Annotated in this window: 9 protein-coding genes and 1 pseudogene; 6 read left to right on the top strand and 4 right to left on the bottom strand. The window is 72.3% G+C overall.

The window, feature by feature from the left end; translation table 11 throughout:
- Positions 1–30 precede the first annotated feature (30 nt).
- Positions 31–2910 (top strand): right-handed parallel beta-helix repeat-containing protein, encoded by a 2880-nt coding sequence (locus NQU55_RS06310; protein ID WP_256789982.1) that lies wholly within the window; start codon positions 31–33, stop codon positions 2908–2910.
- Positions 2911–2927: 17 nt separating this feature from the next.
- On the opposite strand, the gene NQU55_RS36765 is transcribed toward NQU55_RS06310, so the two are convergent.
- Complete coding sequence (locus tag NQU55_RS36765; RefSeq protein ID WP_168095209.1) at positions 2928–3998, bottom strand: ricin-type beta-trefoil lectin domain protein; 1071 nt, start codon at positions 3996–3998, stop codon at positions 2928–2930.
- 275 nt (positions 3999–4273) lie between these two features.
- Positions 4274–5275, bottom strand: coding sequence for a helix-turn-helix domain-containing protein (locus NQU55_RS06300; RefSeq protein ID WP_168095210.1), 1002 nt, complete (start codon positions 5273–5275; stop codon positions 4274–4276).
- A 174-nt stretch (positions 5276–5449) separates the two neighbouring features.
- Between NQU55_RS06300 and NQU55_RS06295 the strand changes: the two genes are divergently transcribed.
- The 5 genes from NQU55_RS06295 (at position 5450) to NQU55_RS06270 (ending at position 11503) form a co-directional block, all read left to right on the top strand.
- Positions 5450–5767, top strand: coding sequence for a hypothetical protein (locus NQU55_RS06295; RefSeq protein WP_168095211.1), 318 nt, complete (start codon positions 5450–5452; stop codon positions 5765–5767).
- A gap of 189 nt (positions 5768–5956) precedes the next feature.
- Entirely contained in the window at positions 5957–6301 is a 345-nt protein-coding gene (locus tag NQU55_RS06290) for a hypothetical protein (protein WP_168095212.1), read from the top strand.
- 154 nt (positions 6302–6455) lie between these two features.
- Positions 6456–7943 carry a C40 family peptidase gene (locus NQU55_RS36760; protein WP_168095213.1) on the top strand — a complete coding sequence of 496 codons (1488 nt, stop codon included), beginning with the start codon at positions 6456–6458 and terminating at the stop codon, positions 7941–7943.
- A 162-nt stretch (positions 7944–8105) separates the two neighbouring features.
- Positions 8106–10229 carry a glycoside hydrolase domain-containing protein gene (locus NQU55_RS06280; RefSeq protein WP_256789980.1) on the top strand — a complete coding sequence of 708 codons (2124 nt, stop codon included), beginning with the start codon at positions 8106–8108 and terminating at the stop codon, positions 10227–10229.
- Positions 10230–10309: 80 nt separating this feature from the next.
- Positions 10310–11503 (top strand): transglycosylase family protein, encoded by a 1194-nt coding sequence (locus tag NQU55_RS06270; protein ID WP_284702469.1) that lies wholly within the window; start codon positions 10310–10312, stop codon positions 11501–11503.
- Between the two features lie 86 nt (positions 11504–11589).
- Here the strand turns inward: NQU55_RS06270 and NQU55_RS06265 are convergent, their stop codons facing one another.
- Together NQU55_RS06265 and NQU55_RS06260 are read right to left on the bottom strand one after the other, a co-directional pair.
- Positions 11590–11910: a hypothetical protein gene (locus tag NQU55_RS06265; protein ID WP_168097035.1), complete on the bottom strand. Its 321-nt coding sequence runs from the start codon at positions 11908–11910 to the stop codon at positions 11590–11592.
- Positions 11907–12240, bottom strand: a pseudogene (locus tag NQU55_RS06260) (aa3-type cytochrome oxidase subunit I); the annotation flags it as partial. The pseudogene NQU55_RS06260 and the gene NQU55_RS06265, both read right to left, overlap by 4 nt.

Here is a 12240-nt window from a genome sequence, read left to right as displayed (position 1 = left end):
TCCCACCCCTGTACGTCTGACGGAGCCCCCGTGACAGTCCCCGCCCAGCCGGCCGCCACCCACCGGGTGGACACCGCCGGTCCCGGTGCCCACCCCGACCTCGCCACCGCCCTGGCCGCGGCCGCCGACGGCGACGAGATCCGCATCGCCCCCGGCGCGTACCGGGAGGCGGTGCGGATCGAGCGCAGCGTGACGCTGCGCGCCGGCGGCGCGAAGGCGGGCGGGTACCCCGGGGCGGTGGTCCTGACCGCCCCCGGCGACGGGCGGCCGGCGCTCGAAGTGGCCGCGGGCGCCCGGGTGGTGGTCGACGGGCTCGTCGTCGAGGGGGCCGCCACCGACCAGCCCGCCGTGGTGCTCGGCGGCGGACGCACGGAGTGGTCCGGCGGCCGGATCGGCAGCGGGCGGCTGGAGGTGCACGGGGACGCCTCGCTCGCCATGACCGGCACGTCCTTGGGCGGTGCCGCCCTGGCCGGGATGCTGCTGCGTACCAGCGGGGCCGTCACTCTCACCGGCTGCCGCCTGCACGACACCGACGGCACGGGGATCGTCGCGGGCGGCTCGACCCGGGTCGAGCTGCGGCGCACCGACGTCCGGGACACCAGCGGCTCCGCGATCCGGGTGCGGGAGAGCGCCGCCGTGGTCCTGCGCGACTGCCTGGTGGACGGCGCCGGGCGCAGCGGGCTGCTCGTCGAGGACGAGGGTTCCGCCCTGCTCACCGACTGCCGGATCAGGGAGTGTGCCACGGACGCCGTACGGGTCCTGGGCAGCTCCCCCGGGCCCGGTGCGGAGGGGTCGGACTCGCGGGAGGCCGGCGGCGGTGGCGTCCGGCTGCACGACTGCGAGCTCTCGGGCAACGGCGCGGACTCCGTACGGGCGAGCGGGCACGGCGAAGTGGAGCTCGCCTTCTGCACCCTGCGCGACAGCGGCGGCTCCGGCGTCAGCGCCGGGGATGACGCCCGGGTCCGGATCGCCGGCACCCGGATCGTGCGCACCGGCGCCGCGGCCGTCGTCGTCCACGGCTCCGCCCGGCTGACCGCGCGCGAGGCGACGATCCGCGCGTCGGCGGCCAACGGCCTCGTCGCCACCGACCACGCGGTCGCGCACCTCGACGACAGCACCATGGACGAGTGCGCCTACAGCCTCGTCCACGCGGGCGGCAGCGCCGACGTCCGGCTGCGGGGGCTGCGCATCACCAGGACGCCCGAGCACGGCGCCCACCTGGTGGCCGACGCGCGGGCCGTCATCGAGAGCACCTGGATCAGCGACTGCGGCATGTCCGGGGTGGACCTCGCCGACTCCGTGCGCGCCGAGCTCCGTGGCGTCTCCGTGCACCGCACGCGCAACGGCGTGACCGCCGTGACGCGCGGTCTGACCCGGCTGCACGACTGCGAGATCGCCGACAGCGAGCGCGCCGCCGCGGTCCTCGGCCCGGGCGACCAGGAGGTGACGGGCGGCAGGCTGCTGCGGGCGGGTACCGCGGGCCTCGTCGTCGAGCCCGGTGCCGCGCCCCGCGTCAGCGGCCTGGAGGTCCGGGACGCCGCGGGTTCCGGCGTGGTGGTAGCGGGCGGCGCCGAGCCGCGGCTGAGCGGGGTGCGCGTGCTGCGGCCGGCGAAGAACGGGCTGATCGTCGACTCCGGCGGCAGCGGCGTCTTCGAGGAGTGCGAGATCGTCGCCCCCGGCTTCCCGGCCGTCCACCTCGCCGGAACCGCCGCCCCCGTCCTGCGCCGCGTCCGGGTGCAGGACGCCGACGAGGACCTGAGCAGCGAGCCGGACGCCGCGCCGGTGGTGGAGGAGTGCGTCTCCGTCCGGGTCGCGTCACCGCAGTGGCCGCAGGTCACCGGGGCCCCGGACCGGAAGCGGCCCCTGCCCGCCGGGAGCGGCGGCCCCGCGGCCGGCACGGCGGCGGCCGACGGCGACGAGGGCGAGGCGGACGAGCCCGAGGAGAGCCTCGACGACCTCCTCGGCGAGCTCGACCGGCTGATCGGGCTCCGCCGCGTCAAGCAGGACGTCGCCTCGCTGGTGAAGCTCATGCGGATGGTCCACCGCCGGGAGGCGGCCGGGCTCGCCGCCCCGCCGCTCAGCCGGCACCTGGTCTTCGCGGGGAACCCGGGCACCGGCAAGACGACCGTCGCCCGGCTCTACGGCCGCATCCTCGCCGCGGTCGGGCTGCTGGAGCGCGGTCACCTCGTCGAGGCCGACCGCTCCTCGCTCGTCGGCGAGTACGTCGGGCACACCGGCCCGAAGACCCAGCGGGTCTTCCAGGAGGCCATGGGCGGGGTGCTCTTCATCGACGAGGCGTACTCACTGGCGCCGGCCGGTGCCGGCGGCGGCAACGACTTCGCGCAGGAGGCCGTCGCCACGCTCGTGAAGCTGATGGAGGACCACCGCGACTCCGTCGTCGTGATCGTGGCGGGCTACCCGGACGAGATGGAGCACTTCATCGACTCCAACCCCGGTCTCGCCTCCCGCTTCAACCGCACCCTGCTCTTCGAGGACTACGACGACGCCGAGCTGGTGCGGATCGTGGAACAGCACGCCGCGTCCCACCAGTACGAGCTCACCGACGACGCGCGGGAGGCGCTCGGCGTCCACTTCTCCCGCGTCCCGCGCGACCACCGGTTCGGCAACGGCCGCTCCGCGCGCCAGACGTTCCAGGCCATGACGGAGCGGCAGGCGTACCGGGTCTCCGAGATCGAGGCGCCGGCGGAAGCGGACCTCGTCACCCTCACCGGCCCGGACGTGCCGGAGCCGGAGGGGACGACGGGACCGGCGGGACCGGCGGGACCGGCGGGACCGGCGGGACCGGCGGGACCGGCGGGACCGGCGGGACCGGCGGGACCGGCGGGACCGGCGGGACCGGCGCCGATGGGGACGGCTCCGGCGGGAGCGGCTCCGGCGGGACCGGCGTAGCGCCGGTCCGGCGTCCGTCAGCCGATCTGCCACTTCTGGTTCTTGGCGCCGTCACAGGCCTGCAGCTGGAGCCGCAGCCCCTTCGAGCCGCCGTCGGCGGGCTCGACGCACTTGCCGGACTTGGGGTTGACCAGCGATCCGTCCTTCTGGATCGTGAAGGCCTGGGTGGGCTTGCCGTTGCAGTCGGCGATCTGGATGGCGGTCCCGTTCGCCGTCGAGCCCCGCTGCGTGTCCAGGCAGAGCCGGTCGTCGTAGAGCGACCAGACCTCGCCGTCCGGCCGGAACTCGAACCGCTGGCGCCGGTCGCCGGAGCAGTCGTCGAGCTGGAGCTGCGCGCCCGCCTTCGACTTGCCGCCGACGATGTCCACGCACCGCTTCGCGGCGAAGCCCATCACCGGGCCCTTGATCTTGCCGTCGTCGAGCTTCGGGGCGCGCGGGATCTCCGGCTTGGCCGGCTGGACGACGCCCCTCTTCGGGGGCTCCTGCGGCTGCGGCCGGTCCCCGCCGCCCCCGCTGCTGCTCCCGCCGCCTCCGGAGGACGAGGACCCGGAGGACCCCTGCCCGGAGCCGCCGGCACCGCCGGAACCGGAGCTCGAACCGCCGGAGCTGCCGGATCCCGACGAGCCGGAGGAACCGGAGGAACCGGAGGAACCACCGGAACCCGACCCCGAGCCGGACCCGGAAGAGTCGGAAGAACCGGAAGAACCGGAACCGGAGGAGCCGGACCCCGAGCCGGATCCCCCTGATCCCGACCCCGATCCCGAACCCGACGCCGAAGCGGAAGGCTGCCCCGGTCCGCCCTTCCCACCGGACGCACCGCCGCCGCCGACGGTCCCGGCGCCGCCGGGCTTCACGGCCCCGGGCCCCTTCCCCGCGTCCTTGGACCGGCCGGACGCCGCGGAACCGCCGGCGCCGGACTTCCCCGGCTCCTTGGCCGCAGTGACCTTCTTCGAGGCGTCCGAGGAGCCGGAGGTGAACTCGAGCTGGCCTACCAGCGGAACGGCGCCCACGGCCAGCCCCGTCACCGCCGCCGCGGAGGCGAGGACGGTCCACACCCGCTTGCCGGGCAGCAGGCCGCGCCGGGGCACGGACGGGCGTCTGGCGAAGACCTTCGAGAATCCGTCCCGAAGTCCCGTGTCCTCGTCGGGCCCTGACGGCCCGGATGATCGGTTCGTGCGCTCGGGTGACACGTCATCCCCCCGTGTGAGTACTCAGCGGTTTCGGCAGCGGCCGCGTGCCCGGCCGCGCGGCACTGCACCCCGGGCCGTGGATCGTCCACTCCATAGGAGGTGATTCCACCACGGATGGATCCGTTTCCCGGCAACCAGTTCGACGGATCCGGCAGAAGTGACGGCCGATGCCGTCAGTGGGCCGCCCGGGCGGGGAGCCAGCCGGCCTGCACGGCGAGGACGCCGGCCTCGAAGCGGCTGCGGGCGCCCAGGCGTTCCATGAGGCCGGTGGCGATGCGGCGGGCGGTGCGCTGGGAGACGCCGAGCCGCTTGGCGATGGACTCGTCGGTGCGGCCTTCCGCCAGGAGCCGGACCGTGGCCTCCTCCTGGCCGGTGAGGCCGCGGTCGTCGCGGGCCGGGCTCGCGCCGAGCGGCCGGGCGTCCGCCCAGACGGTCTCGAAGAGGGCGCAGAGGGCCGCGAGGATTCCCTGCCCGGTCAGGACGACGGCGCGGGCCGCCGTGTCGTCGCCGTTCACCGGCATCACGGCGGTGGCCCGGTCGATGATGATCATCCGGGTGGGAAGCGCGGGCGCCGTCCGGATCCGCCCGCCCAGCCGCGTGAGCCACTCGGCGTAGGCGGTGGTCGAGGGGCTGTTGCGCACGCTGTCGAGGTAGACGGTGCGCAGCCGGACCCTGCGGCCGAGCAGCTCGCGGTCCAGCGGGCGGGAGGCTGCCATGCTGGCCTCGGTCTGCGCGCCGTCGGGGCTGAAGGCCATGACCTCCTCGCGCACCTCGCGGGTGAGGTGCGCCAGCCGGTCCCTGATCTCGTCCAGCCCGACCAGCTGCTCCCCGCCCAGGCTGGCGGCGACGGAGCGCTGGTCGGCGTACTCCGCGATGAGCTGGGCGGCGGCGACGCGCGACTCCTCCAACCGCTGCTGCTGCGCGGCCAGCCGGGCCTGCTGGCGGGACATCAGGATGTCCAGGCCGATGTCGGGGGAGACGGCACGCAGCCCGCCCTCGTGCTCGGCCGACGGGCGCACCAGCGACAGCTCGCTCAACACGTCGAGCCCGGCGCGCACTTCGGCGGCGGTCAGGCCCAGGTACGCGGCCAGCGCGGCGACCCCGGCGCCGGGCATGGCCAGCAACCCCCGGTAAACCTGCTCGGATCCGGTGTCCAACCCCAGTGTGTCCAGCATCTGCGCCCCCCGGCGATCAAGGACAATTACCGAAATCACCCATGATCATTACATGGTGCACACAATCATGTGTAGCTCTTCCCGGGGCGAGTCCCTGGCCGTTTGCGGCCATGGACGGAACAGTTCCGCTTCATCCCTGGTGGGTGCGCCCCCGCGCTTGCGAGAGTTGCCGCCATGTATCTCGTGCACGTCGGCCTGCGCCGACCCCGCCGGACGACGGAACTCCCCGCCGAGATCAGGGAACTGGTGCTCTCGCGCGCCCTGCCGCGGGAGCGCATCGAGCACATCTCGGTCCACCCGTACGCAAGGCCCCACCCCGTCCTCGGGGTGTACCTGCTCGCCGACCGGCTGGAGGAGGCCGAGGAGCACGCCGAGCAGGCCTGCCGGCGCGCCCTCGCCCACAGTCCGCAGCTCGCGCGGTGGGAGCTGGTGGATGCCCAAGTGCCCCTGCTCGACGCGCGCGTGACGTCGCCCGCCGGCTCCCTGGACTGATCCGTCCCAGGCCCTTTCGGTCCATCGGGAAACCCTTCCGGCTCTTCCGCCCCAGGACGAAGCTTTCTCCTGTCAGCCGGTACGAACGGCTGACAGGCAGAACCGGCCGGAACCGGCCGGGCATCACCGCGGGATGCCCACCGGTCCGCCGCTCCTCTCGACGCTTCGTTCCCGGAAGGACCACCTGAGATGTTCCGTACCCGCATCGCCGAGGCCACCGCGGTCGTCGCCCTCGCCCTCGGAGCCGCCGCCCTCGCTCCGGCCGCCGTCGCCGTCGCTCAGGACACGGCTGCCGTCCGGACCGTCGCCGCCGCGCAGGCCACACCGGCCGCCACTGGTGCGCACGCCACCGCTGGTGCACAGATCACCGCTGGTGCACAGATCACCACTGGTGCGCAGACCACCGCTGGTACGCAGATCACCACTGGTGCGCAGACCACCGCTGGTACGCAGGCCGCCACTGCCGACGCCCCGCTGACGACGGCCGACGAGAGCCCCGTCCCGGTGGTCCCCGACTCCATGGGCTGGCAGTAACCCGGACGGGCCGCCACCGGCCCTCCCCCTCTCCACCCGGCCCCCGGCCCCCGGCTCGCGATCGTCAGCTGCCCCTGCCCCTGTGCCTGTGCGCAGCCATCGCCTTCTGAGCCGCTTCTCCACCCTTCACCCCACCTCTTCACGGGAGTTCCTTGTGTCCAAGCACGCCTACCTGCGCAAATCCGCCATCGGCATCGCCCTCGTCTGCGCCGTCACGGGCGGTGGATTCACCCTGGCGGCACCGGCCACGGCGGCACCGGCCACGGCGGCACCGGTCCCGGCGGCGGTCGCCGCGGACGAGGAGCCGGGCGACTTCGGGAGCAACGGCCAGGGCCCGATGCTCCCCGTGGAGCCCGACGGCGAAGAGTTCTTCAACGTCGCGGGGGCCAGCAAGGACGCCCCGAGAATCAAGCGCAGCGAGACGCTCAAGCGCGCCGCGGAGTGGGTCGGCAAGGGCATCCCGTACAACATGGGCGGCTCGTACCGCGGTCACCGGACCGACTGTTCCGGCTACGTGTCCATGGCCTGGCGCCTCGCCTGGGACATGGCCACGCCCAACTTCGGCCCCCAGGGCGTGACCGAGAAGATCAAGAAGAGCGACCTCAAGTCCGGGGACGCCCTGCTCAACCCCAAGCCGGGCCGGTACGGGCACGTCGTCCTCTTCGACAAGTGGGCGAACGCGGACCACACCAAGTACGTGGGTTACGAGTTCAGCAGCTCCGGCGTGCACCACCGCGAGATTCCGTACCCCTACTTCCCCGGCCACGACACCGACAGCTACTACCCGGTCCACAACAAGTCCGTCGTCGACGACGAGCGGCCCCCGATCGACCCCGGCATGACGGAGCTGACGGCCGGCGACCTCAACCACGACGGCAAGAAGGACATCGTGGCCGTCCAGGTCTCCACCGGAAAGCTGTTCCTCTACCCCGGCACCGGAAAGAACGGCCTCAACGCCCTCGACGACCGCGTCGAGATCGGCACCGGCGGCTGGAACGGCATGCGGAACCTCACCGTCGGAGACTTCAACGGCGACGGCAAGGCCGACCTCCTCGCCACCAAGCGGGCGGGCGGCAAGCTCTACCTCTACCCCGGCACCAACGGCAAGGGCCTCAAGGCCCTGGGCGACCGGATCGAAATAGGCAGCGGCGCCTGGAACGGCATGAAGCACCTCACCGCCGGCGACTTCAACGGCGACGGAAAGACGGACCTCGTCGCCGCCAAGACCGACACGGGCCAGCTCTTCCTCTACCCCGGCACCCGCAAGTCCGGGCTCGACGCCCTCGACGACCGCGTCGAGATCGGCACCGGCGCCTGGAACGGCATGAACAAGGTCGTCTCGGGCGACTTCAACGGCGACGGCAAGGCCGACATCGTCGCCACCAAGACCGAGACCGGCGAGCTGTACCTCTACCCCGGCACCGGGAAGTCCGGCCTGGACACGCTCGGCCAGCGCGTCGAGGTGGGCACGGGCGGCTGGAACGACATCTCCGACTACGCGGCCGCCGACTTCGACAAGGACGGCATCGACGACCTCGCCGCCGTCGACTCCGACCCGCGCAAGACCGGAAAGCTCTACCTCTACCGGGGCAACGGCAAGGGCTTCGCGACCCGCGTGGAGATCGGCACCGGCGGCTGGTGATCCACCACCGCACCGCGCCCGACCGCCGCACCGCGGCAAACCGTCGCACGGAGCCCGTCCGCCCCGTCTGACGCGTGCCTCCGGGGCGGGTCCGACACCCCTCTCGCGGACCCGCCCCGTCCCTCGCCTCCCGGAGAACCCCGGAGAACCCCGGAGAATCCCATGAGTCCCAAGCGCATGCGCGGCCTGGCCGCGTTCGTCGCCGCCGCCGCGGTGCTGTCCGTACCGCTGCAGTCCGCCACCGCCACGGCCTTCGCCGCCACAGGCACCCCTGCCGCCCCGGCCCCGGCTTCCGCCCTCGCCTCCGCCTCCGCCGACGGGCCGGGCGGCACCACCCCGGTCACGTACCGTGGTCTCACCCTCGACATCCCCGCCGGCTGGAACGTGGTGAACCTGGACGAGCACCCGGACACCTGCGTCCGGCTCGACCGGCACACCCTCTACCTCGGCCACCCCGGCGCGAACCAGGACTGCCCGGCGCACCTGGTCGCCGACAAGACCGACGCCCTGGTCCTCGAACCCTTCGCCGACGCCGCCCCGCGCCCCGAGGTACCAGGAGTGACCGTCCGGGCGGGCGACCGCGTCCCCGACGCGCTGCCCGCCGACGAGCAGCACGAGGTGCGGGTGGCGTTCGAAGCCGCGGGCCTGTACGCGACCGCCGGCTACGAGGACTCCCCCGCCGCCGTGCAGAGGATCCTGGCCTCGGCGCGGACCGATGCGTCCGCGCGACCGGGCACCGTCCTCGAACCCCCGGCCGCCCTCGCCGCCCCGGAGGCGGCGGCCCCCGTCAAGCCCACCACGGGCTTCACCGGCAAGGCGTTCGACACGTGCACCGCACCCTCCGGCGCGGCGATGGCCGACTGGGCCGCGTCGCCCTATCGCGGCATCGGGATCTACATCGGCGGCCCGTCGATGGGCTGTCCCAGCCAGCCCAACCTCACCCCGGCCTGGGTGCAGGCGCAGACGAAGGCCGGGTGGCACATGCTGCCCGTCTACGCGGGGACGCAGGCGACCCGCATCTCGCCCCGCACCGCCGCCAAGGACGGCCGTGCCGCGGCGGACAAGGCCGTGGCCCTCGCGAAGCGGCTGGGCTTCGTACCGGGAACGGTGATCTACGAGGACATGGAGGGCGGCTACAAGGCGGAGTACAACGCCCGCGTCGTGCAGTACCTCTCCGGCTGGTCGGAGCGCATCCGCGAACTCGGCTTCCGCTCGGGTGTCTACAGCTCGACCAGCGCCGCCATCGAGCAGCTCGACGCCGTCTACGACTCCGGTTCCTACGAACGCCCGGACGTGATCTGGGCGGCCACCTGGAACGGCAGGGCGAACACCGAGATCCCCGGCATTCCGTCCGGGCACTGGAGCAACGGCCGGCGGATCAACCAGTACACGGGAAACGTCCACGAGTCGTACGGCGGCACCAAGCTGCTGATCGACCGCGACTACGTGGACGTGGCCCCGGCCGTCATGGACCCCGGAATGACGGAACTGACCGCCGGTGACTTCACCCACGACGGCAAGAAGGACCTCGTCGCCGTCCAGGTCTCCACCGGCAAGCTCTTCGTCTACCCGAACACCGGAAGGACGGGCCTCCGCACCTTCGGCAGCCGTGTCGAAATCGGTTCCGGCGGCTGGACCGGCATGAAGAACCTGACCGTCGGCGATTTCACCGGCGACGGCAAGGACGACATCGTCGCCGTGAAGAACGAGACGGGGCAGCTGTTCCTCTACCCCGGAACCGACGCCAAGGGCCTGAGCACCCTGGACGACCGGATCGAGATCGGCTCGGGCGCCTGGAACGGCATGAAGCACCTCGCTGCGGGCGACTTCAACGGCGACGGCAGGACGGACCTCGTCGCCGCCAGGACCGAGACCGGTCAGCTCTTCCTCTACCCGGGCACCGGAAAGAAGGGCCTCGACGCCCTCGACGACCGCGTCGAAATCGGCACCGGCGCCTGGAACGGCATGAACAAGGTCGTCTCCCCCGGAGACTTCAACGGCGACGGAAAGGCCGACATCGTCGCCACCAAGACCGGCACCGGCGAGCTCTTCCTCTACCCCGGCACCGGAAAGACGGGCCTCAACACCCTGGGAAGCCGCGTCGAGATCGGCTCCGGCGGCTGGAACGGCATCTCCGACTACGCGGCCGCCGACTTCACCGGCGACGGCATCGGTGACCTCGCCGCCGTCGACTCCGACCCGGGCGAGACCGGAAAGCTCTATCTCTACCGGGGCAACGGCAAGGGCCTGGACCAGCGCACGGAAATCGGCACGGGCGGCTGGTGACGCGCGCCTCTCTCACCACTTCCTCTTCTCCCACTCCAAGAAAAGGTCCTATGTCCACGTCATCGTCATCCTCGTCCCGTATGCGCGCGTTGCTGGCCGCCACCGGCGTCGCCGGGATCACCGCACTGTCCCTCCTCGCCTCCGGCCCGGCCGCGCAGGCGGCCTCCGTCGCCACCTGGGACAAGGTGGCCCAGTGCGAGAGCAGCGGCAACTGGCGCATCAACACCGGCAACGGCTTCTACGGCGGCCTGCAGTTCAGCCAGGGAACCTGGACGGAATTCGGCGGCAAGAAGTACGCCGAGCGCGCCGATCTGGCCACCAAGGAGGAGCAGATACGCATAGCCGAGAAGGTGCTCGACAAGCAGGGCGAGCGCGCCTGGCCGAACTGCGGCCCGAAGAACGGACTCGGAAAGGACCACGCGGACCCGTTCCCGTCCAAGCCCCTGCCGGCCGACCCCGGCATGACGGAACTGGTCACGGGCGACTTCAACCGCGACGCAAAGAAGGACCTCCTGGCCGTCCAGGTCTCCACCGGAAAGCTGTTCCTCTACCCCGGCACCGGAAAGAGCGGGCTCGACACCTTCGGCAGCCGCGTCGAGATCGGCTCGGGCGGCTGGAACGGAATGCGGAACCTCACCGTCGGAGACTTGAACGGCGACGGCAAGGACGACCTCCTCGCCGTGAAGAAGGAGACCGGAGAGCTCTTCCTCTACCCGGGCACCAAGGCCAAGGGCCTCGACGCCTTCGACGACCGCGTGGAAATCGGCTCCGGCGCCTGGAACGGCATGAAGCACCTCGCCGCCGCCGACTTCAACGGCGACGGCAAGGACGACCTGATCGCGGTGAAGGCCGACACCGGGCAGATGTACCTGTACCCCGGTACGGGCAAGTCCGGCCTGGACACCCTCGGCAAGCGCGTCCCGTGGGGCACCGGTGACTGGAACCGCATGAACAAGGTCATCTCCGCGGGCGTCTTCGACCAGCTCGGAGCGCCCGAGCTCATCGCCACCGACACGAGGACGGGCAAGCTGCTCCTCTTCCAGCCGGACGCGAAGAACCACACCTTCGACGCCGGCTCCTCCATCGAGCTCGGCGCCGGCGGCTGGAACGGGATCTCCGACTACGCGGCCGGCGAATTCACCCACGACGGCCAGATCGACCTCGTGGCCGTGGACTCCGACCCGCACCGCACGGGCAAGCTCTACCTCTACCCCAACGACGGCTCCAACAGCGGCTTCAAGCCCCGCGTCGAAATCGGCACGTCCGGCTGGTGACCTGCCCCGCACCGCCATGAAGAGCAGCGAACCCCAGGCCGCCTGGGGTTCGCTGCTGTCCGATGGGCACCCGGACTCCGGCCGGCTCAGCGCAACGCCAGCACAGCGGCCGCCCAGACCACCCCGCACACGACGAACCACGTGGCCGCCCGGCGTTTGAGCGCCTGGTACACCGTCTCGTACTCGGCCCGCAGTTCAGTGCTTCTCGCGGCGATGCGCCGGAGGTACGTGCGGGACGCCGCGAGCCGGTCCACGGTGTAGCGGTGTTCGAGGTCGGCGCGCTGCGAGTCGGTCAGCCACGGGATTCCGGCGGTGAATTCCCTGGCCCTTTCCCCGGCCTTTCGTTTCTCCTCCTCCCACAGCAGGTACCCCTCGATCTCGTTGACGGCTTCGGCGGTCGTCCTCATGCGAGCGCCTCCTTCCGCGCCCCGGTCTCCACGGCCGGCTGCGCGTCCACGCCGGGGTGGTGGAGGTCGAACGCCGGGGATTCGGAGCGGATGCGCGGCAGCGTGAGGAAGTTGTGCCGCGGCGGCGGGCAGGAGGTCGCCCACTCCAGCGAGCGGCCGTAGCCCCACGGGTCGTCGACCCCGACCTTCTTGCCGTACTTGGCGGTCTTCCAGACGTTGTACATGAACGGCAGGATCGACAGGCCCAGCAGGAAGGAGCTGATCGTCGAAATGGTGTTCAGCGCGGTGAAGCCGTCCGCGTCCAGGTAATCGGAGATGCGCCGCACCATC

The organism is Streptomyces telluris, assembly GCF_024519335.1.
In the GTDB taxonomy this organism is placed as follows: domain Bacteria; phylum Actinomycetota; class Actinomycetes; order Streptomycetales; family Streptomycetaceae; genus Streptomyces; species Streptomyces telluris.
Note: the sequence above shows the minus strand (reverse complement) of the source record. Positions and strands in the feature narration are given on the sequence as shown.